The 20362-nt window shown below is 72.0% G+C and carries 25 protein-coding genes, 1 tRNA gene and 1 pseudogene; 7 read left to right on the plus strand and 20 right to left on the minus strand.

The window, feature by feature from the left end:
* Nucleotides 1–36: 36 nt before the first annotated feature.
* Nucleotides 37–258, minus strand: a complete 222-nt coding sequence (locus tag G567_RS0120490; protein ID WP_028931457.1) for a DUF3618 domain-containing protein — start codon at nt 256–258, stop codon at nt 37–39.
* A gap of 121 nt (nt 259–379) precedes the next feature.
* Between G567_RS0120490 and bcp the strand changes: the two genes are divergently transcribed.
* A complete protein-coding gene (gene bcp, locus G567_RS0120495) occupies nt 380–847 on the plus strand; it encodes a thioredoxin-dependent thiol peroxidase (RefSeq protein WP_028931458.1) in 468 nt (155 codons plus the stop codon).
* 400 nt (nt 848–1247) lie between these two features.
* Nucleotides 1248–1321, plus strand: a tRNA-Leu gene (locus G567_RS0120500).
* Between the two features lie 42 nt (nt 1322–1363).
* Here G567_RS0120500 and G567_RS0120505 read toward each other — a convergent pair.
* Complete coding sequence (locus G567_RS0120505) at nt 1364–2035, minus strand: TVP38/TMEM64 family protein (protein WP_051233350.1); 672 nt, start codon at nt 2033–2035, stop codon at nt 1364–1366.
* Nucleotides 2036–2156: 121 nt separating this feature from the next.
* On the opposite strand from G567_RS0120505, the gene G567_RS0120510 reads away from it, so the two are divergent.
* Complete coding sequence (locus G567_RS0120510) at nt 2157–2567, plus strand: carboxymuconolactone decarboxylase family protein (RefSeq protein ID WP_028931460.1); 411 nt, start codon at nt 2157–2159, stop codon at nt 2565–2567.
* A 144-nt stretch (nt 2568–2711) separates the two neighbouring features.
* Here G567_RS0120510 and rdgB read toward each other — a convergent pair whose 3' ends face one another.
* From rdgB to G567_RS0120540, 6 genes are read right to left on the minus strand one after another with little or no spacing between them, the layout of a single operon-like run.
* On the minus strand, nt 2712–3320 hold the full coding sequence (gene rdgB, locus G567_RS0120515) for an RdgB/HAM1 family non-canonical purine NTP pyrophosphatase (RefSeq protein WP_028931461.1): 609 nt from the start codon (nt 3318–3320) through the stop codon (nt 2712–2714).
* Nucleotides 3317–4072, minus strand: a complete 756-nt coding sequence (rph, locus tag G567_RS0120520; RefSeq protein ID WP_028931462.1) for a ribonuclease PH — start codon at nt 4070–4072, stop codon at nt 3317–3319. Before rph ends, rdgB begins: the two co-directional genes overlap by 4 nt.
* 53 nt (nt 4073–4125) lie before the next feature.
* Nucleotides 4126–4911, minus strand: coding sequence for an MBL fold metallo-hydrolase (locus G567_RS0120525; protein WP_028931463.1), 786 nt, complete (start codon nt 4909–4911; stop codon nt 4126–4128).
* Nucleotides 4912–4921: 10 nt separating this feature from the next.
* The gene (locus G567_RS0120530) at nt 4922–5329 is read right to left on the minus strand and encodes a hypothetical protein (protein ID WP_028931464.1); all 408 of its coding nucleotides are present in this window, start codon (nt 5327–5329) and stop codon (nt 4922–4924) included.
* On the minus strand, nt 5322–5687 hold the full coding sequence (locus G567_RS0120535) for a hypothetical protein (RefSeq protein WP_037057771.1): 366 nt from the start codon (nt 5685–5687) through the stop codon (nt 5322–5324). The genes G567_RS0120530 and G567_RS0120535 overlap by 8 nt, the downstream gene beginning before the upstream one ends.
* Complete coding sequence (locus tag G567_RS0120540) at nt 5684–6877, minus strand: MFS transporter (RefSeq protein ID WP_028931466.1); 1194 nt, start codon at nt 6875–6877, stop codon at nt 5684–5686. The genes G567_RS0120535 and G567_RS0120540 overlap by 4 nt, the downstream gene beginning before the upstream one ends.
* Nucleotides 6878–6967: 90 nt before the next feature.
* Between G567_RS0120540 and G567_RS0120545 the strand changes: the two genes are divergently transcribed.
* Nucleotides 6968–7291, plus strand: a complete 324-nt coding sequence (locus tag G567_RS0120545; protein WP_028931467.1) for an ArsR/SmtB family transcription factor — start codon at nt 6968–6970, stop codon at nt 7289–7291.
* On the opposite strand, the gene murI is transcribed toward G567_RS0120545, so the two are convergent.
* The 7 genes from murI to clpS all read right to left on the minus strand — a co-directional run bounded on the left by murI (nt 7249) and on the right by clpS (nt 11609).
* Nucleotides 7249–8103 (minus strand): glutamate racemase, encoded by an 855-nt coding sequence (gene murI / locus G567_RS30180; protein WP_051233345.1) that lies wholly within the window; start codon nt 8101–8103, stop codon nt 7249–7251. The two genes, G567_RS0120545 and murI, sit on opposite strands and share 43 nt — an antisense overlap.
* Complete coding sequence (locus tag G567_RS0120555; RefSeq protein ID WP_028931468.1) at nt 8103–8738, minus strand: rhomboid family intramembrane serine protease; 636 nt, start codon at nt 8736–8738, stop codon at nt 8103–8105. The genes murI and G567_RS0120555 overlap by 1 nt, the downstream gene beginning before the upstream one ends.
* Before the next feature lie 144 nt (nt 8739–8882).
* Nucleotides 8883–9833: a PLP-dependent cysteine synthase family protein gene (locus G567_RS0120560; RefSeq protein WP_028931469.1), complete on the minus strand. Its 951-nt coding sequence runs from the start codon at nt 9831–9833 to the stop codon at nt 8883–8885.
* 77 nt (nt 9834–9910) lie between these two features.
* Entirely contained in the window at nt 9911–10186 is a 276-nt protein-coding gene (locus G567_RS0120565; RefSeq protein WP_028931470.1) for a MoaD/ThiS family protein, read from the minus strand.
* A gap of 45 nt (nt 10187–10231) precedes the next feature.
* Complete coding sequence (locus tag G567_RS0120570) at nt 10232–10690, minus strand: M67 family metallopeptidase (RefSeq protein WP_037057778.1); 459 nt, start codon at nt 10688–10690, stop codon at nt 10232–10234.
* Between the two features lie 68 nt (nt 10691–10758).
* Nucleotides 10759–11310: a DUF2017 domain-containing protein gene (locus G567_RS0120575; RefSeq protein ID WP_028931472.1), complete on the minus strand. Its 552-nt coding sequence runs from the start codon at nt 11308–11310 to the stop codon at nt 10759–10761.
* Nucleotides 11311–11312: 2 nt separating this feature from the next.
* Entirely contained in the window at nt 11313–11609 is a 297-nt protein-coding gene (gene clpS, locus G567_RS0120580) for an ATP-dependent Clp protease adapter ClpS (RefSeq protein WP_028931473.1), read from the minus strand.
* Between the two features lie 56 nt (nt 11610–11665).
* On the opposite strand from clpS, the gene G567_RS0120585 reads away from it, so the two are divergent.
* Both G567_RS0120585 and G567_RS0120590 read left to right on the plus strand, forming a co-directional pair.
* Entirely contained in the window at nt 11666–12961 is a 1296-nt protein-coding gene (locus G567_RS0120585) for a nicotinate phosphoribosyltransferase (protein WP_028931474.1), read from the plus strand.
* Between the two features lie 2 nt (nt 12962–12963).
* Entirely contained in the window at nt 12964–13515 is a 552-nt protein-coding gene (locus G567_RS0120590; RefSeq protein ID WP_028931475.1) for an isochorismatase family protein, read from the plus strand.
* Nucleotides 13516–13552: 37 nt separating this feature from the next.
* Here the strand turns inward: G567_RS0120590 and G567_RS32330 are convergent, their stop codons facing one another.
* Complete coding sequence (locus G567_RS32330) at nt 13553–14446, minus strand: thioesterase family protein (protein WP_161631731.1); 894 nt, start codon at nt 14444–14446, stop codon at nt 13553–13555.
* A 157-nt stretch (nt 14447–14603) separates the two neighbouring features.
* Between G567_RS32330 and G567_RS0120600 the strand changes: the two genes are divergently transcribed.
* Nucleotides 14604–16667, plus strand: coding sequence for an ATP-dependent DNA helicase (locus G567_RS0120600; RefSeq protein WP_028931476.1), 2064 nt, complete (start codon nt 14604–14606; stop codon nt 16665–16667).
* Between the two features lie 35 nt (nt 16668–16702).
* Here the strand turns inward: G567_RS0120600 and kynU are convergent, their stop codons facing one another.
* The 4 genes and pseudogenes from kynU to G567_RS34920 all read right to left on the minus strand — a co-directional run.
* The gene (kynU, locus tag G567_RS0120605; RefSeq protein ID WP_028931477.1) at nt 16703–17932 is read right to left on the minus strand and encodes a kynureninase; all 1230 of its coding nucleotides are present in this window, start codon (nt 17930–17932) and stop codon (nt 16703–16705) included.
* A complete protein-coding gene (locus G567_RS30190; RefSeq protein ID WP_261763849.1) occupies nt 17929–18576 on the minus strand; it encodes an aminoacyl-tRNA hydrolase in 648 nt (215 codons plus the stop codon). The genes kynU and G567_RS30190 overlap by 4 nt, the downstream gene beginning before the upstream one ends.
* 56 nt (nt 18577–18632) lie before the next feature.
* Nucleotides 18633–19871 (minus strand): phosphoserine phosphatase SerB, encoded by a 1239-nt coding sequence (gene serB / locus G567_RS0120615; protein WP_028931478.1) that lies wholly within the window; start codon nt 19869–19871, stop codon nt 18633–18635.
* Between the two features lie 49 nt (nt 19872–19920).
* A pseudogene (locus G567_RS34920) lies at nt 19921–20362 on the minus strand (cytochrome ubiquinol oxidase subunit I); the annotation flags it as partial.

The following is a 20362-nucleotide window of genomic DNA, read 5'->3' on the forward strand; positions in this document are numbered from 1 at the left end:
CGCCGCCAGCGCCGATGTTCGCTCCGCACGCTGCGCTCAGCGGAAGATCTTGCGCAGGACCGCGAGCGCCAGCAACGCACCCACGCCGTACAGCGCGTACTTGATCCTCGGGTCGGCCATCCTGGCCTGGAGTTGCTGCTTGCCGCTGTCGACGAACTTCCTGGGGTGGGCCCGATCGGCCAGTTCGTTCAGGCTCTCGGCGAGCGCGTCCCGAGTCTTCTCGATCTCGCGCTGGATGGTCTCGGGGTCGCGCGCCACGACGCCTCCTCGGTGCCGGTCCTCGGTTCTGGAAAGTCCACACGGTAGATCACCGAGGCCCATTGCGCCTCGGCGGCCGCGCCTGAGCGGTCGTCGAAGCTCCGCCTGGAAGGATCGTGTCATGACCGACCGACTCTCCGTGGGCGACCCCGCGCCCGGCTTCACCCTCCCCGACGCGGACGGCAAGCCGGTCTCCCTGGCCGACTACCGGGGCCGCGAGGTGATCGTCTACTTCTACCCCGCCGCGAGCACACCCGGCTGCACGAAGCAGGCCTGCGACTTCCGCGACAACCTGGCCGAGCTGGCCGACCAGGGCATCGACGTCATCGGGATCTCTCCCGACAAGCCCGCCAAGCTCGCGAAGTTCCGGGACAAGGAAGGGCTGACCTTTCCGCTGCTCTCCGATCCCGACCGCGAGGTCCTCACCGCATGGGGGGCGTTCGGTGAGAAGCGGATGTACGGCAGGACAGTCACCGGGGTGATCCGCTCGACATTCCTCGTCGACGCCGACGGGAAGATCGAGCAGGCGCTGTACAACGTGCGGGCCACCGGGCATGTGGCGAAGCTGCGCAAGGACCTGCAGATCTGACCCCGACTGGACCATATCGAACAGGCATTCGATATGGTTCAGTCATGCCGCGCGCGCGAAGCTGGACCGACGAACAGCTGGTGGCCGCCGTCGCGGCGAGCCGGACTTCACCCGGACGCGGTGGTGCAGGAGCGCAGGCCGGCATCCACCGCGATTCCACTCGAGAAGATCCTCGTCGAGAACTCCACCTACCTGGCGAACAGCAAGCTCCGGCGACGGCTGATCGCGGAGGGACTGGAGGCCGGCCATTGTGAGGAATGCGGGCTGACGGAGTGGCGCGGGAAGCCGCTACCGCTTGCCCTCGACCACATCAACGGCGACCACACCGACAACCGGCTGGAGAACCTCCGTATCCTGTGCCCGAACTGCCATGCGATCACCGAGACCTGGTGTCGCAGCAGCCGGCGTACTCCAACTGGCAGAGAGACTCGGCTTAGGACCGAGCCAGTGCGGGTTCGAATCCCGCCGCCGGCACCCTCCGACCAGCGAAAACACGGAATAGCCGAGAGCAGAGACTCAGGGTAGTGGCCGCGCAGCCCCCGCCTCGCTCGGCAGCGGACGCCGCGCGGCGAGCACCGTCCCGCCCACCCCGACGAGCCCGCACACCGCCGACACCGCCAGCAGCGCGGGCGAGGGCCGGCCGGTGACCGCGTCCCCCAGTACCACGAGCGCGACGGTCCCGGGCAGGATCCCGATCACCGTTCCGAGCAGGTAGGGCACGAACCGTACCGTCGAGAGCCCGGCCAGGTAGTTGAGCACGGAGAACGGCAGCAGCGGGATGAGGCGCAGCGAGGTCACCGCCAGCGTGCCGTGGTGGTCGAGCCGGGACCGGACCCAATGCAGGGCGGGGCCGCGGGCGTAGCGCGCCACCAGCCGTCCCCCGGTCGCCCGGACCAGCACGAACGCGATGACGGCCGCCAGTGCGGAGGCCAGCAGGGTCAGCACGAGACCGGGGAGCGAACCGAACAGCAAGCCGGCGCCGAGGGTGAACACGGTGCGCGGGATCGGCGCGACGGTCAGACCGGCCTGCAGCGCGACGAACAGCGCGGGCGCCCAGATCCCGGCCGCGGCCATGGTGGCCTGCAGCTCGCCGACCCCCGGCACGCCGTTCGCGCTCGCGAGCAGCACCAGCGCCGCCACGGCGGCCACCGTGCCCACTCCGGCGACCAGCGGACGCCACCATCTCACGGCAACGACGGTACCGGCGACGCCCACCGCGGCCGCGCCGGACGCCGCGATCGGCGCCTGCGGGCCTGCCGGTCCGGTGGGGCAACGGCGCCGCCGGCCGACCGCACTAACGTGATCGGCCGTGAGCGCTTCCCCGGACCCCGAACACCGCGACCTCGATCTCGATCTCGACGGCCTCGCCGTCCGCCGCGAGGTGCTCGGCGCCCGGCATGTCGACGCGTCGCTCGAGCGCGCCGACGAGATCACCGCCGAGTTCCAGGAGATGATCACCCGTTACGCCTGGGGCGGGATCTGGACCCGGCCCGGCCTCGACCGCCGGATGCGCAGCGCGATCACGCTGACCGCGCTCGTCGCGCACGGGCATTTCGCCGAGCTGGAACTGCACCTGCGCGGTGCCCTGCGCAACGGGCTCAGCCGCGACGAGATCGTCGAGGTGCTTCTGCAAAGCTCGATCTACTGCGGGGTGCCCGCCGCGAACTCGGCATTCGCGGTGGCCCGCCGGGTGCTGGCCGAGGAGGACCCGACCGACTGATCTCCGGTTCGCCGCACCCGGCCCGCCCCCGAGCGACGCTTGGGCGGTACCCGCCGCCGCTCCCAAGATCGGCGTTTGGGCGGTCCGAACCGCGAAAACCGCAGCTCCCGGCTCCCAACCGACGATCTTGCCCGCGGGTTTGCCTCAGCCGGCCAGCGCCTTCAGATGGGGCAGCAGGGCGCGCAGCGCTCGGCCGCGGTGCGACACCGCGTCCTTCTCCGCAGGCGGCAGCTCGGCGGAGGTCCGCTCGTCCCCCTCCGGGACGAAGATCGGGTCGTAGCCGAAGCCGTTGGTCCCTCGCGGGGCCCGGACCAGCCGCCCGCGCCACTCGCCGTGCACCACGATCTCCTCGGTCGCGCCCGGCACCACCAGCGCCGCCGCACAGACGAATGCGGCGCTACGCCGAGCGTCGGGCACGTCGTGGAGCTGGGCGAGCAGCAGCTCCAGGTTGCTCACGTCGTCGCCGTGCCTGCCCGACCACCGGGCCGAGAACACTCCGGGCATTCCGGAAAGCGCGTCGACGGTGAGGCCGGAGTCATCGGCGATCGAGGGCAGTCCGGTGGTGGCGGCGGCGTCGCGGGCCTTGGCCACCGCGTTCTCGGCGAACGTCGCACCGGTCTCCGGCGCCTCCGGGAACGCGGGAACCTCGGCGAGCCCGAGTATCTCGATGCCGCGCAGGCCGGCCGCCTCGAGCATGCGCCGCAACTCGGCGAGCTTGCCCGCATTGCGGGTGGCCAGCAGAACCTTGGTCATGACGCCGCGGCCGGCAGCTCGCCGGGATAGGGCGCGGCCAGCGCGGCGGCCTGGATCTCGACGAGCTGTCGGATGCCGGCCATCGAGACGTCGAGCATCGCGTCGAGGGTGCGACGGGTGAAGGTGGCGCCCTCCCCGGTGCCCTGCACCTCGATGAGCGTCCCGGCGTCGGTGGCGACCACGTTCGCGTCGACCTCCGCCCGCGAGTCCTCGGCGTAGGGCAGGTCGAGCCGCACCCGCCCGTCGACGACGCCGACGCTCACCGCCGCGACCGCGCACGACAGCGGCTTGGGATCGGAGAGGCGCCGGTGCGCGCCCAGCCAGGTGACCGCGTCGGCGAGCGCGACATACGCCCCGGTGATCGCGGCCGTGCGGGTGCCGCCGTCGGCCTGCAGGACGTCGCAGTCGAGCGCGATCGTGTTCTCGCCGAGCGCCGCGAGGTCGATGCACGCCCGCAGCGAGCGTCCGATGAGCCTGCTGATCTCGTGGGTGCGGCCGCCGATCCGGCCCTTCACCGACTCCCGCTCACCGCGTGTGTCGGTGGCCGAGGGCAGCATCGCGTACTCCGCGGTGAGCCAGCCCAGGCCCGATCCCTTGCGCCAGCGGGGCACGCCCTCGGTGGCGCTCGCCGCGCACAGCACCTTGGTGTCCCCGAACTCGACGAGCACCGAGCCCGCGGGATGCTTCTGGAAACCCCGGGTGATCGTCACCGGGCGGAGTTCGTCGTCGGATCTGCCGTCTGCGCGCGTCACCGCGCCAGCTTAGGCAGCGCCGCGGCGCCGACCGCACGGCGCCCGCGGACCGGTCAGATGGCGTAGCCCGCGTCGGCCCGCACGAGCTCCACCGGGCCGTCGAAGGCCTCCTTGGCCTCCGCCAGCAGCGCCGCGCCGTCGAACCATGGCGGGACGTGGGTCAACAGCAACCGGCCGACCCCGGCCGCGGCGGCGTGCTCGCCGGCCTGCCGCCCGCTCATGTGCAGACCCGGCGGCGGTTCGTCCCAGACCTCGGTGACATGCGGCCAGCTCGCTTCGCAGAGCAGCACGTCGGCGCCGCGGGCCAGTTCGACGAGCGCGGCGCACGGGCCGGTGTCCCCGCTGTAGACCAGGCTGCGGCCCCCATGCTCGACGCGCAGCGCGTACGCCTCGCACGGATGCTCGACGCGCCGGGCACGCACCAGTGCTCCCGCGACCTCGGCAGGGTCGTCCTCGCGCAGGACGTGGAAGTCGAGGACGTCGCTCAGGTCGGTCTCCGCCCGCTCGGCCGCCGACGGCGCATACGCGGCGGTGAGCCGGTCGGGGGCTTCGGCCGGGGCGTGCACCGGCAGCCGACGGGTGGTCGGGTCGAACGGCGGCCACGGGCGGAAGCGGCGGTGGACCACCAGGCCGGGCATGTCGGCGCAGTGGTCGGGGTGCAGGTGGGTCAGCACCACCCCGTCGAGCTCCCACGGATCGAGGTGGCGCTGCAATGCGCCGAGGGTGCCGTTGCCGAGGTCGAGGACCAGGCGGGCCTCGCCCGCCTCGACGAGATAGCCCGACGCCGGCGCCGCCGGCCCCGGTCCGCTGCCGGTGCAGCCGAGCACGATGAGCCGCATGGTTCGGAGGCTATCGGGGCGCCCGGGTCCAGTGCAGCCACGCCAGCCCGACGATCGGCAGGACCAGCGGCACGAACCCGTAGCCGCGCCCGAACACCGACCACACCGTGTCGTCGGGGAAGTCGGCGGTGTCGAGCACGGTCAAGGTCCCGACGACCAGCACGCCGACGAGCTCGAACCCGACCGCCGCCCACGCCAGGCGGCGGTATCCCGGCCCGTGGCCGGCCAGCCCGATGGTGGCCACGATGTAGACGACGCCGGCGAGCGCGGAGAGCAGGTAGGCCAGCGGCGCCTCGGTGAACTTCGTGGCGATCTGGACCGTGGCCCGCGCCGTCGCGGACAGCGCGAAGATTGCGTAGACGGCGATCAGCACCCGGCCGGGGCCGCTGGAGGTCGCCCGTGCAGCGGTCTCACGCACCGCCCACCACCCACAGGTCCTGCAACCGCCACACCACCACCCCGGTCGCGATGGCGGCGACGGCGAGGACGGCACCGCCCCAGCGCGTCGGCTCGGCGGTGGCGAACTGCAGCCCGATCGGCAGCACGCACACCGAGACGACGAGGTAGATCAGGAACGTCGTGGACTCGGGCAGTTGCACACCACCGAACACCCGCACCGCGGCGATCATCGCCTGAACCAGCAGCAGCGCGACCACCACGCTCGTAACGATCTTGTGCGGCCGACCGGGTGGGCGGTTCGACGCCGTGGTGGCGATGCCGAACACCGCCAACGCGGCCAGCGCTATCCACACCACGACCACCAGGGCCTGGATCATTCGGCGGACGCTACTCCAGCGGGTTGGGGCGCGACCGGGGTGGCCCGGTCCGTCGGGCCGCGGCGGCTGGCCCGAAGCAACAGCACCACGGCGACGACGCCCACCGCGGCGGCGACCGGCGGCAGCGCCAGTACCCCGGCCGTGTCGATCACGATCGCGCCGAACACCCCGGACAGGCCCGCGCCGAGGTAGATCGCCGAGGCGTTGAGCGACAGCAACAGCCCGCTGCCCGCCGGGGCGAGCTCGATCAGCCAGCTCTGGATCGGCGGATTCACCGACCAGGTGATGCCCCCCCAGACGAACAGGGCGACAGCCGCGCCCGGGACGGTCGTGAGCGTCAACGGCAGCGTGGCCACGACGAGCACGAACAGCACGAAACTCAGCCGCAGCGGCCGCCTGCTGCCGAACCGGTCGGCCAGCCGTCCGCCGAGGGCGTTGCCCACCATGGCGCCCATCCCGTAGACCAGCAGCAGCACGCTGACCACGGCGCCGTGCACGTGAGTCGCGGCGGCGAGCAGCGGGGCGATGTAGGTGAACACGGTCATCGCCGCGAGCACGCCGAGCACGCTCATGGACAGCACCGTGAGCACCTTGCGGTCGGCGGCCACCGCGAACCGGGCCCGCAGGCCGACGACGGGCGGCGCGGCCACCCTCGGGACCGCGAGCCGGACCGCGACCGCCGCCATCAGCGACGCCACCGCGACCAGCGCGAACACCCCCCGGTAGCCGAGGACGCCGCCGAGCAGGTTGCCCGTGGGGACCCCGAGCACGAGGGCGAACGTGAGCCCCCCGAAGACGATCGCCACGGCGCGTCCGCGCCGCTGCGGTGGGCTCAGCTGGGTGGCGACGAGCGTGGCCGCCGGGGTGTAGACGGCCGCGCCGAGCGCGCTGAGCACGCGGGTGCCCACCAGCAGGGGAAAGGTTGGCGCGAGCGCGGCCAGCGCGTTGCCCAGCGCCGCGACGAGCAGTGCCGCGACCAGCAGCCTGCGCCGCTCCCAGCGGCCGGTCACCGCTGCCAGCAGCGGCGCGCCGATCGCGTAGGCGATGGCGAAGGCGGTGACGAGTTGACCCGCGGTCCCCACCGAGACGTCGAGTTCGCTGCTGACCTCCGGAAGGACTCCGGAGACGATATAGGCGCTCGTCCCCACGGCGAAGGCACCGCCGGCGAGCAGGTACGTGCGAGCGGTCATGGTGCTCCGGTCACGAGTCGGACAAGTGGTTCGACCAAGACCGTACTACGAGATTAGTCGAACTTCGATGCCCGCCGTAATATGGATCTCATGACCTCGGTGCCGTCCGACCTCGCCCTGCCGCATCCGCAGCGGGCCGAGATGCGGATCGAAGCCGTGCTGCACGCGCTGGCCGATCCGGTGCGCCTGACGATCGTCCGCGCCCTCGCCCGCGCTCCGCAGGGCATCTCCTGTGGCGCGGTGAACCTCCCGGTCAGCAAGTCGACGGTGACCCACCACATGCGGATCCTGCGCGAGGCCGGGGTGATCCGCACCCAGCCGGTGGGCACCTCGCGGATCAGCACGCTGCGTCGCGACGACCTCGACGCGCTCTACCCCGGACTGCTCGACGGGGTGCTCGCCGCCGAGCGCTGAAGGTCGAGCGCGCCCACCACCGGCCCGATGTCCGGGCCGAGGAAGCGCCGGCCGAGACGGCGGAACGGCTCCGGGTCGCCCGTGGCGAGAAACTCGTGCGGGCCGGGCGGCGGATCCTCGAGCGGGTCCCGGGCCAGGTCGCTCGCCATCAGCGTGCGGACGACGTCCTTGGCGGTCTCGTCGGCGCTGGAGACCAGCGTCACCTCCGGTCCCAGCACGATCTGCAGCACCCCGGTGAGCAGCGGATAGTGCGTGCAGCCGAGGACGACGGTGTCGACCTGGGCCCGTTGCAGCGGTTCGAGGTAGCTCTGGGCCAGCCCGAGGATCTGCCGGCCGCTGGTCATGCCGCGCTCGACGAAATCGACGAAGCGGGGGCACGCCACGGCGGTCACCGCGACGTCGGGGGCCGCGGCGAACGCATCGGTATAGGCGCCCGAGGCGACCGTCGCCCGCGTGCCGATGACGCCGATCCGCCCATTCCTGGTGGCGGCGACAGCGCGCCGCACCGCGGGCAGCACGACTTCGACGACCGGCACCGGATAGCGCTCGCGGGCGTCGGCCAGACACGCCGCCGACGCCGTGTTGCACGCGATGACGAGCAGCTTCACCCCACGGTCGGCCAGCTCGTCGCCGATCGCGAGCGCGTGCCTGCGGATGTCGGCGATGCGCAGCGGCCCGTAGGGACCGTTCGCGGTGTCGCCGACGTACACGACCTGCTCGGCGGGCAGCTGGTCGATCACCGCCCGGGCCACGGTGAGGCCACCGACGCCCGAGTCGAAGATGCCGATGGGCGCGTCGCGGTCGGGCTCCATCAGGCGGTGAGCCCAGCAGAGACGCGCCGATCGGCCCGCGCGACGATCCAGGCCGCGAGCAGCCCCGCCAGCGCCCCGAACAGATGGGCCTGCCAGGAGACGCCCGGCTGGCCCGGAAACACCCCGAACAGCAGCCCGCCCCAGAGGGCGAAGAGCACGACGGCGAACAGGATCTGTTTGACGCTGCGCGCGAAGAAGCCGCGGGCCAGCAGGAAGACCAACCACCCGAAGATCACCCCGGACATGCCGATCGTGGTGTAGCCCGACGGGCCGAGCAGCCACACGCCCAGCCCGCTGAGCAGCCAGATCAGCGCCGTGACCGCGATGAACTGCCCGATCCCCCCGGCCATCACGAGAAACCCGAAGATCAGGAACGGCAGCGTGTTGGCGATCAGGTGCCCCCAGCCCCCGTGCAGCAGCGGGGCGAACGCCACCCCGTCGAGCCCGGAGACCTCCCGCGGGAGGATCCCGCCGTCGTAGTCCAGCCGCAGGCTGGTCACCTGGTCGACGAACTCGATCAGGTAGAGCAGCCCGGTGAACACCAGCATCGTGGTCAGTGCCGCCATGGGCGCCGGCGGGAACACACGGGCGAGTGAGCGCCGGGGGATCTGCGCCGGCGGCACGGGAGCTGCCATGCCATCGAGACTACGCGGAAGGCCCCGCTTCGAGCTGCCTCCGGTGCGCCGCTCCGCCACACGCCCGAGGCCGTTATGGCTCCATAACGCGCACCCAAGGCGAGGCCCGGGAACGTTGTGGAGCCATAACGTTCCCGGACGGCCTCAGGCCCAGAGCTGGCCCTCGAGACCCTTGGCGGCCTCTTCGAGGTCTCCGGAGTAGGCGCCGGTGGACAGGTACTTCCAGCCGCCGTCGCAGACGACCAGGACGACGTCCGCGGCCTCGCCCGCGCCCGCGGCCTTCTCCGCGACGGCCAGCGCCGCGTGCAGGATCCCGCCGGTCGAGATTCCGGCGAAGATGCCTTCCTTCTCCACCAGCTCCCGGGTGCGGCGCAGCGCGTCGAAGCTGCCGACCGAGTAGCGCCCGGTGAGCACCTCGGGGTCGTACAGTTCGGGGACGAAGCCCTCGTCGAGGTTGCGCAGCCCGTAGACCAGATCGCCGTAGCGCGGCTCGGCGGCGATGATCTGCACGTCGGGCTTGCGTTCGCGCAGGTACCGCCCGGTGCCGACGAGCGTGCCGGTGGTGCCGAGGCCGGCGACGAAATGCGTCACCGTCGGCAGGTCACGCAGGATCTCCGGTCCGGTCGTGCGGTAGTGCGCGTCGGCGTTGGCCGGGTTGCCGTACTGGTAGAGCATCACCCAGTCGGGGTTCTGTGCGGAGATCTCCTTGGCCATCGCGACGGCCTGGTTGGACCCGCCCGCGGCCGGCGAGGAGATGATCTCCGCGCCGTACATGCGCAGCAGCTGCCTGCGCTCCTCGGAGGTGTTCTCCGGCATCACGCAGACCAGTTTGTAGCCCTTGAGCTTCGCGGCCATGGCGAGCGAGATCCCGGTGTTGCCCGACGTGGGTTCCAGCACCGTGCAACCGGGCTTGAGCAGCCCGTCCGCCTCGGCCTTCTCGATCATGGCCAGCGCGGGACGGTCCTTGATCGATCCGGTCGGGTTGCGATCCTCCAGCTTGGCCCACAACCGCACGCGCGGCGCGGGCGACAGCGACGGCAGTCCCACCAGCGGGGTGTCGCCAACCGCCTGCAGCAACGAGTCGTACCGGGCCATGGCATCTCCTCGGCGTAGCCGGTGAGTGGACGGCAGCGCGGACCGGTTACCCGGCCCGGCTACCGCGCACGCACCCGTCAGCGCATCCCGCCGGCGACCGCGGGCAGGATCGTGACGGTCGAGTTGTCCTTGACCGGGGCGTCGAGCCCGCCGGCGAAGCGGACGTCCTCGTCGTCGACATAGATGTTGACGAACCGGTGCAGCGCGCCATCGGTGACCAGCCGGGCCTTGATGCCGCTGTGCCGCGACTCCAGATCGTCGATCAGTTCGGCGACGGTTCCGCCGGCGGCCGCGACGGTCTTCTCGCCCCCGGTGTGGGTGCGCAGAATGGTGGGAATGGACACGGTGGCCATGCGGATGCTCCTGGTGGGTCGTTCGTCGGTTGCGTGGACGGGCCGTCAGGCACTCCTGTCGGGGACGTCGTCCGCGCCGGTGTTCGCGAACATATAAGTCTCCACGACCTCAACCTGTTCCTCGGTGACCACACCGTCGACGATCCGGAACGACCGGAACTCGTTGCTGTCCTCCTCGCGGGTCGACACCACCACGTAGTGCGCCTCGGGCTCGGAGGCGTAGGAGATGTCGGTCCGCGACGGGTACGCCTCGGTCGCGGTGTGCGAGTGGTAGATCACCACCGGCACCTCACCCCGCGCGTCCATGTCCTTGTAGAGCCGCAGCAGGTCGCCGGAGTCGAACTCGTAGAACGTGGGCGAGCGAGCCGCGTTGAGCATCGGGATGAAGCGCTCGGGACGATCGGATCCCTCAGGCCCGGCAATGACACCGCACGCCTCGTCGGGATGGTCCCGGCGGGCGTGGGCGACGATCTCGTCGACGAGATCTGCTCGGATCACCAACACCCCCTCAGGGTACGGGCCCGAGCCGACGAACGGCGAACGGTGCCGGTAGGACTCACACCCAGCGGGGCTCACCGGAGCTGCATCCGCGACTGCACCAGTGCGTCCTGGACGAACGTCAACCACTGGTACACCCCGAGATGGGCCGAGCGCGCGTCGTCGGGCGGCAACTCCTCGGGCAGATCCTCGGTGACGTCGAGCGCGGTGCCCAGCGCCAGTCGAACGTCGTTGAGCGCCGCCAGCCAGGCATCGGCCTGCTCGACGGTGAGCTCGACTCGGCCGCCGTGCTCCGGGAGCGTCTCGAGCACGACCGCGGACGCGGCCTCCTTGGCCTCGATCAGCGCAGGCTCGTGCAACGAGCGCAGGGCGGCCGAGAGGTTGGCGTCATCCCGGGAGAAATCGGGCAGCAACCGCGCGAGCACCCGGTCCTCCGGCCCCGCCGAGGGGCCGATCCGCATCCCGGTGAGCTCACCGAGCTCGTCGGCCGGGTTCTCCGCGGTGCGCGCCGCCAGCATCTGACGTACCTCGCCGATGAGCCCGCGCAGTACCGCGGCCTCCTGCACCTCCATCGTGGCCACCAACCGGGCCTTCGCGCCGCGTCCCGAACGCTTCCAACCGTTCATGGTCAGGTGCGCTGCATGGTGGCCCAGAGACCGGCGGCATGCAGTTTCGCCACGTCGGTCTCGATCTTCTCCTTGTCGCCGGACGACACCGCCGCTTTCCCCTTGTGGTGCACGTCGAGCATCAGCGCCGTCGCCTTGGGCTCGGGGTAGCCGAACAGCTTCTGCAGCACGTAGGTCACGTACGACATCAGGTTGACCGGGTCGTTCCAGACGATGGCCTGCCACGGCGTTTGGGCAGTACCGGACTCGTCGATGACCGGATCCACCTTTCTGGTGGACGAGGGCATTGGCGCGGTCATGGGTCCATGGTGGCATCTGCCGCCGCGGCGGTGCACGGCACATAGGCTGATCTCCCATGAGCGGTATCCCGGGGTCGGCCAGTACCGCCCTGCTCACCGACCGTTACGAGCTGACGATGGTGGCGGCCGCGCTCGCGGACGGCACGGCGGAGCGGCGGTGCGTCTTCGAGGTCTTCGCCCGCAGGCTGCCCGAAGGCCGCCGGTACGGCGTCGTCGCCGGAACCGGCCGGCTGCTGGCGGCGCTGGCCGACTTCCGCTTCGGGGCGGCCGAGCTCGACCAGCTCGCCGGCGTGGTCGACGCGACGACCCTGGACTGGCTGTCGCGCTATCGCTTCCGCGGCGACATCGACGGCTATCCCGAGGGCGAGCTCTACTTCCCCGGCTCCCCGATCCTCACGGTGACCGGCACGTTCGCCGACGCGGTGGTGCTGGAGACCCTGGTGCTCTCGGTGCTCAACCACGACAGCGCCATCGCCTCGGCGGCCGCCCGGATGGTCACCGCGGCCGGCAACCGGCCGCTGATCGAGATGGGGTCGCGGCGCACCCACGAGATATCGGCCGTCGCCGCCGCGCGCGCCGCCTACCTCGCGGGCTTCGAGGCCACCTCCAACCTGGAGGCCGGTCGCCACTACGGCATCCCGACCGCGGGCACCGCGGCGCATGCGTTCGTGCTGCTGCACGACGACGAATGCGACGCCTTCCGCAGCCAGGTCGCCGCGCTGGGATCGAAGACGACGCTGCTGGTCGACACCTACGACATCCGGCGCGGCATCGAGAACGCCGTCGCCGTCGCGGGCACCGAGCTCGACTCCATCCGCATCGACTCCGGGGATCTGGGCGTGATGGCGCAGCAGGCCCGGGAGCAGCTCGACGCGCTGGGCGCGATCAACACCCGGATCGTGGTCTCCGGCGACCTCGACGAGTACGCCATCGCGTCGCTGCGCGCCGAGCCGGCCGACCACTACGGCGTCGGCACCTCGGTCGTCACCGGCTCCGGCGCGCCGACCGCCGGCATGGTCTACAAACTCGTCGAGGTGGATGGCAGGCCGGTCGCCAAGCGCAGCGCGGCGAAACGGTCCCGCGGCGGACGGAAGTCGGCGCTGCGCCGCCACAAGCCGACCGGCACCGCGATCGAGGAGGTCGTGTACCCGCACGCGACGCCGCCGCCGATCGGGCCGAACGACCGGGTCCTCTCGGTGCCGCTGGTGCGCGGCGGCGAGCCGGTCGCCGGCCTGCCCACCCTGGAGCAGGGCCGGGACCGGCTGCGCGCCGCGCTGGTGTCCGTACCGTGGGAGGGACTCAAGCTCTCCCAGGGCGAACCAGCGATCCCCACCGTCTTCGAAGGAGCATGAGCATGCGCGCTTTGATCATCGTCGACGTGCAGAACGACTTCTGCGAGGGTGGTTCGCTCGCCGTCATCGGCGGCGCGGCGGTGGCCGCGGCGATATCGGAGTACGTGCGCGGCGCCGGGTACGACCACGTCGTCGCCACCCGCGACCACCACATCGATCCGGGGGCGCACTTCTCCGACCACCCCGACTACGTCGACAGCTGGCCGCCGCACTGCCGCGCAGGCACCCCCGGCGCCTCGTTCCATCCGGCGCTGGATGTGGCACCGGTCGAGGCCGTGTTCGGCAAGGGCGAGTACTCCGCCGCCTACTCCGGGTTCGAGGGCGTCGAGCCCGGCGGCCGGTCGCTGGCCGGCTGGCTGCGCGACCGGGGCGTCGACGCCGTCGACGTCGTGGGCATCGCCACCGACCACTGCGTCCGGGCCACCGCGCTCGACGCCGCCGCCGCGGAGTTCGCCACAACCGTGCTGCTGGACTACTGCGCCGCCGTCGCCCCGGACACCGCCGCGTGGGCCCTCGACCAACTCCGCACGTCCGGGATCACCGTGCGTGCGTAACAGTGTTAGAACACTGTTACGCACGCACAGGCCTCGCCTATCTGCGCATTCGGTACTTCTCGAACGCGCTGGCCAGCTCGATCTGGTTGCCGTCGGTGGCGGCCGCGTGCGCCCCGACGGCGTCGGCCAGCCCGACGCAGCGCGGGCCGAGGAACAGCCCGCATCCGTAACGCACCGAGGTCTCGTCGACGCCGAGGACGCCGACTCGCAGCTCGTAGACCGCCGGATAGACCACCTCGGCCAGATACTGCACCGACAGCGAGCTGGGCGAGAGCCCGTCCAGCGGACCGCCGAGCGGATAGCCGAGCACATCGAGGTGCAGCTCGGCCAGCGCGTCGAGGTACCAGCCGGCCAGCGCGACGTTATTGGCGTGCCGGTTGGTGTCCAGGTCGGTGAAGCGGGTGCGGATGTCGAGCCGGAACGGGTAGGCCTCGCGGACCAGGCGGGCCGGGTCCCGCTCGACACGTCTCCCGGGGATGGCCGGCACGGTCAGCTCACGCAGCCGCTCGCGCACGGCGGGCGGCAGCGGGCTCGGCCCGCCGTCGGTGACGTGCACGCTCACCGACTCACCGACCGCGACGCATTCGTCGGCGGCGAACACGCCGTAGACGTAGTCGAACGAGGACTTGCCGATCCGGCTCACCCCGATGCCGACCCGATAGGACCGGGCCCAGCGCAGCGGCGCCCGCACGTCGAGCCGGACCGAGGCGAGCAGCCGCCGCACCCCTCCGGCACGGGCCCCGAAGTCGACGCCGGCCGCCTGCTGTTCCACGACGACCCTGGCGTCCTCGAACCAGCGGATCAGCGCGTCGCGCCCGATTCGCCGGCTCGGGTCGAGGTCGTGGTAGCGCGCCTGCTGCTCGAACAGCATGGGGTATTGGGACACCCGATAGCGGGACGGGTCGGTCCGGGCAAGTGCAGCACTGGACATGCGAGCTCCTTCGATCCCCTCCATGATCGGGGCATCCCCTCGGCTCTTCCCCGCGACGGGTGTGCATCACGTGTGAGAGTGGCTACCTTCCAGGCGGCTCGGCCCGTTCCGGCCGGATCGGCCGCGGCCCGCCGGACCCGCCGGGTAGCCTCCGTGGGTGCCCGCCGCGCTGCCGTCCACCCGCGAGGTCCCCGGCGTGGCCGAGCTGCTCGAGGCCGCCGTCGGTGCGGTCGGCGGCACCCGCCGAGAAGGTCAGGACGCGATGGCCGCAGCCGTTCGCGCGGCGATCACCAGGGGCGAGCATCTCGCCGTTCAGGCCGGGACGGGCACCGGCAAGTCGCTGGCCTACCTGGTGCCCTCGATCCGGCACGCAGTGACGAACGACGCCACCGTCGTGGTGTCGACCGCGACGATCGCGCTGCAGCGCCAGCTCGTCGACCGAGACCTGCCGCGGCTGGCCGAGGCGCTGCGGCCGCTGCTCGGCAGGCCGCCGACGTTCGCGATCCTCAAGGGCCGACGCAACTACCTGTGCCTGAACCGGCTGCACGGCGACGAGTCGATGATCGACCCCGCCGAGGAGCTGTTCGACCCGTTCGCGATCTCCGCGATGGGGCGCAACGTCAAGCGGCTGCACGAATGGGCGTCCGACACCGAGACCGGCGACCGGGACGAGCTCGTGCCAGGGGTACCCGACGCGGCGTGGCGGCAGGTGTCGGTGAGCGCCCGCGAGTGCCTGGGGGTGTCGCGCTGCCCGATCGGTGACGACTGTTTCGCCGAGAAGGCCCGCGCCGCGGCCGGCCGCGCCGACATCGTCGTCACCAACCATGCGCTGCTGGCCATCGACGCCCTCGAGGACCGGCCGGTGCTGCCCGACCACGACGTGGTCGTGGTCGACGAGGCGCATGAGCTGGTCGCCAGGGTCACCGGTGTGGCGACCGCGGAGCTGACCGCGGGCACCGTCGCAGCGGCGGCCCGGCGCTGCACCAAGCTGGTCGACCAGGCGGTCGTCGACCGGCTCGTCGAAGCGGGCGAGGGCCTCGCGATGGTGCTGGAGGACCTCCCGCCCGCCCGCTGGGACACCCTTCCGACGGCCGCCGCGGGGGCGCTGTCGGTGATCCGCGACACCGCCGCCGCATGCCGCCAGGGGCTCGGCGGCGACCGCCGCGAGGATCCCGACGGCGCCGGCAGCCGCAAGGTCGCGCAGGCGCTGCTCGACGAGGTCACCGAAGTGGCCGTTCGGATCCTCGGGGCCTTCGACGAACCCGGCCCGGCCCAGCGCCACGACGTGGTCTGGGTTGGCGAGCAGGGCTCGGAAGGAGCACGGACGAAGGTGCTGCGCGCGGCGCCGCTGTGGGTGGGCGGGCTGCTGCGCGAGCGGCTGTTCGGGCAACGCACCGTCATCCTCACCTCGGCGACGCTGGCGCTCGGCGGGACGTTCGACGCGCTGGCCCGGCAGTGGGGTCTCCCACCCACCCAGCTGCCGCCGTCGAAGGCGGCGGCAGCTGGGTGGGTGGGAGAGGTCGCGGACGACCCGGTCCCCGACCCCGACGCCCCGAAATGGCGTGGGCTGGACGTCGGATCGCCGTTCTCCCACGCCCGCAGCGGGATCCTCTATCTCGCCCGGCACCTGCCGCCCCCTGGTCGCGACGGCCTCGCCCCCGCGTATCTGGACGAGATCGCCGGGCTGGTGGAGGCGGCGGGTGGGCGCACGCTCGGGCTGTTCTCGTCGATGCGGGCGGCCAAGCAGGCCGCCGAGGCGCTGCGCGGCAGGCTCGGCACGCCGCTGCTGTGCCAGGGTGACGATTCGACGATGCTGCTGGTCAGGCAGTTCGCCAAGGACCCGGGGACGTCGCTGTTCGGGACGCTGTCGCTGTGGCAGGGCGTCGACGTCCCCGGTCCGTCGCTGTCGTGCGTGATCATCGACCGGATCCCGTTCCCCCGACCGGACGACCCGCTCATCTCGGCCCGCCAGCGCGCCGCGGATGCCCGCGGCGGCAACGGCTTCCTCACCGTCTCCGCCACGCACGCGGCGCTGCTGCTCGCCCAGGGTGCCGGGCGGCTGCTGCGCGGGATGGATGACCGCGGCGTGGTCGCGATCCTCGACCCGCGCCTGGTCACGGCTCGCTACGGCGGGTTCCTCCGCGCGTCGCTGCCGCCGTTCTGGACCACCAACGACCCGCAGAAGGTGCGCGGCGCGCTGCGCAGGCTGCGCGGCGGCTGAGCCGGCTCACCGGGCCGGCCGCGCTCAGGAGGCCGTCAGGGTGTTGCGCAGACCAACTCGCGCAGCACGGATAGCCCGGCGAAGACCTCGGTGAAGCTGGTGGACAGCGGGGCGAGCCCGACGCGTATTCCGTCCGGGGCCCGGAAGTCGGGGATGACGCCGCGCTCCCAGAGCCGGTCGGTGATGTCCCGGAAGTCGGCGCGGCGCAGCGTGATGTGCCCGCCGCGCCGGGCCGGGTCGCGGGGTGAGGCGACCGTGACGCCGTACCGGCTCAGCTCGGCGTCGGCGAAGTCCAGCACGAAGCCGGTGAGCTGCAGGGACTTGGCGCGCACGGCCGGCAGACCGGCCTCGGCCAGCATGTCCAGGGCACCGCGCAGCGGCACCATGCCGAGGATCGGCGGGGTACCGCTGATGAACCGCTGAATCCCGTCCGCGGGCACGTAGCCGGGGCCCATCCCGAACGGGTCGGCGCGGCCGAGCCAGCCCTGGATCGGCTGGTGCAACGCGGCGTGGTGATGGGCGTTCACGTAGGCGAAGGCGGGCGAGCCCGGACCGCCGTTGAGGTACTTGTAGGTGCAGCCGACCGCGAGGTCCACGCCCCAGTCGTCCAGCTGCACCGGCAGGACGCCGACGGAATGGCAGAGATCCCACAGGATCAGGGCGCCGGCCTCGTGCGCGAGACGGGTGATGGCCTCGGCGTCGGCGACATACCCGGAACGGTAGGCGGCGTGGCTGAACACGACCAGCGCGGTGTCCGGGCCGACGGCCCCGGCGACCTGCTCGACCGTGATACCCGCCGCCGGATCGGTGCGCACCCAGCGCAGCGCCAGCCCACACTCGGCGGCGATGCCCTCCAGCACGTACCGGTCCGTGGGGAAGTTGTCGGTGTCCAGCACGATCTCCCGGCGGTCCGGACGGGCGGCGAGCGCGGCCCTGGCCAGCTTGTACAGCAGGACGGTCGTGGAGTCCGCCACCACGACCTGCCCCGCCGCCGCGCCGAGCCCGATCTCCCCGAGCCGGTCACCGAGGGTGCGCGGCCAGTCCAGCCAGCCGTCCGACCAACCGCGGATCAGCCGCTCGCCCCAGCTCTGCCGGATGAACTCGGACATGACCGCGTCCGTCTCCCGCGGCGGCCTGCCGAGCGAGTTGCCGTCGAGATAGGACACGACGTCCGCGGAGCCGAGGAACCGGCCCCGGAATCGCGCGAGCGGATCGGTCTCGTCGAGGTCCTTCGCCGCCTCGGCCATCCTGTCGAATGAGATCATCGCGGCTCCGAACTCGTGCCCGGAGCGGCATGATCCCCGGGTCCCGCGATGCAGGTGATCGTCTCCGGCTCGACCTCGGTGAACCCCGCATCTCGCACCACCACCGCCCCGCCCCGCTCGACCACGGCGCACAGCGCCGCCCAGTGCTCCCGGTCCGCGGTGCGCACCGCGAACGACGGCACCATGGTCAGCCCGCGCGTGGCCGCGTACAGCATCGAGGCATGCCCGACCTGCGCAGCCGCCTTCCCGACGGTCATCGCGACGGCCGGGTTCAGCCAGATCACCGGGGAACCGGGCGACGGCGGTCCCGGCTGGTCGGTCGGCAGGTCGGTACCCCCGATCTGCAGCCGCGAGACCACCCGGGGCACCTCGTCGACCGGGCCTGGGAGCAGCGCGCGGACCTGCGCGCCTGCCACGTCCACGGTCACCCCGGGCACGTCCTGCACGGCCGCCCAGTGGGTGCCGCGGGCCCGGCGAGCGATCTTGCGGATCCGATCTCCGACCCAGGTCGCAACAGGTTCGTGCCATTCCCCGCCTGGCTGGGCGCGCGGATCGAGGCAGACGGCGAGCGCGGCCGCGGCGGCGGCCTCCAGCAGCGGGGTGCGGCCCGCGGCGTCGCGCTCGATGCGCAGCACCACCGGCATCGCCCGCACGACCCCGCCGTCGGCGGCCGAGCGTCTCGCGAGCGACGCCAGAACCGTCACGGGATCGGCACCCGCCGCAGCACTCCCTCGGCGGCGTCGGCGCGTTCCACCTCGTCGCGGGTGATGCCGAGGACGAACAGCACCACGTCGAGATACGGCTGCGACAGCGCGGTGTCGGCGACCGCGCGCAGCGCCGGCTTGGCGTTGAACGCGATACCCAGCCCCGCGACCGAGAGCATGTCGATGTCGTTGGCCCCGTCGCCGACGGCGACGCACTGTTCCAGCGTCATTCCGAACGAGTGGGCGAAGCGGCGCAACGCCACCGCCTTGCCCGCCCGGTCGACGATCTCGCCGACCACCCGTCCGGTCAACCGCCCGTCGACGACCTCGAGCTCGTTGGCCGCGCAGAAGTCCAGACCCAGCTCGTCGATCAACGGGCCGATCACCCGGCCGAATCCGCCAGAAACCACCCCGCAGCGGTAGCCCAGCCGCTTGAGTGTGCGGATGGTGGTGCGCGCCCCCGGCGTGAGCTCCAACTCGGCACCCACCGCGTCGAGCACCGTGGCCGGCAGGCCTTCCAGCACGGCGACCCGGCGGCGCAGCGACTCGCTGAAGTCCAGCTCCCCGCGCATCGCGGCCTCGGTGACGGCGCGCACCTCGGCCTCCGCTTCCGGCCCTGCCCGGGACGCGAGCATCTCGATGACCTCGCCCTGTACGAGCGTGGAGTCGACGTCGAAGACGATGAGCCGCTTGTTGCGCCGGGCCAGTCCGGCGCGTTCCACCGCGACGTCCACCCCGGCGCTGCGGGCGACCTCCACCAGCCGGGCGCGCAGCGTCCCGTGCGGATGTGCTGCATGGTCCGCCGGGTCCGGGGAGACGGTCAGCTCAAGGCCGGTGACCGGGTAGTCGGCCACCCGGCGGATCGAGTCGATGTTCGCCCCGACGGCGGCGAGTTCCTTGGCCACGGCGCCGAAAGCGCGCGCCGTGATCGGCCGGCCGAGGACCAGCACGACATGGGTCGAGGTCCGCCGCGAGGACGGGGCGTCATCGTAGTGCAGGGACGTGTGGACCTGCATCCCGATGCTGTGCATCGCCTGCTCGACGGCCTCCTGCAGACCCTCCGCATCGTGATGCGCGACCACCAGCGCGCCGAGGGTGAGCCGACCGCGGATCACGACCTGCTCCACATCCAGCAGGTCGACACCGTGCCGGGTGAGCGCGGTGAACAGCACCGAGCTCACGCCGGGCCGATCCGGACCGGTGACCGTGATCAGCACGGTCGACCGGTCCCTCACGGCTGGTGGTTCGCTCACCTCGGCCGAACCACCCGGACTGCCGTTCGGTTCATCGTGACTTCGGATCGTCGTTCGGTTGCGCTTCCCGGTTCACATTGTGCGCCGCCAGCTCCGACGGCGCGGTGTGACCGGAGTGGGCCTCGGCCCGCATCCGTTCGACCAGGTGCGGGTAGTGCAGCTCGAACGCGGGGCGTTCGGAGCGGATGCGGGGCAGCTCGGTGAAGTTGTGCCGCGGGGGCGGGCAGGAGGTGGCCCATTCCAGGGAGTTGCCGAAGCCCCACGGGTCGTCCACGGTCACCGGGCGGCCGTAGCGGTAGGAGCGGAACACGTTCCAGATGAACGGCAGGGTCGAGGCGCCCAGGACGAACGCGCCGATCGAGGAGATCGTGTTCAGGGTGGTGAACCCGTCGGTGGGCAGGTAGTCGGCGTAGCGGCGGGGCATGCCCTCGTTGCCCAGCCAGTGCTGGACCAGAAACGTGGTGTGGAACCCG

It is taken from the genome of Pseudonocardia asaccharolytica DSM 44247 = NBRC 16224, from assembly GCF_000423625.1.
Lineage (GTDB): Bacteria > Actinomycetota > Actinomycetes > Mycobacteriales > Pseudonocardiaceae > Pseudonocardia > Pseudonocardia asaccharolytica.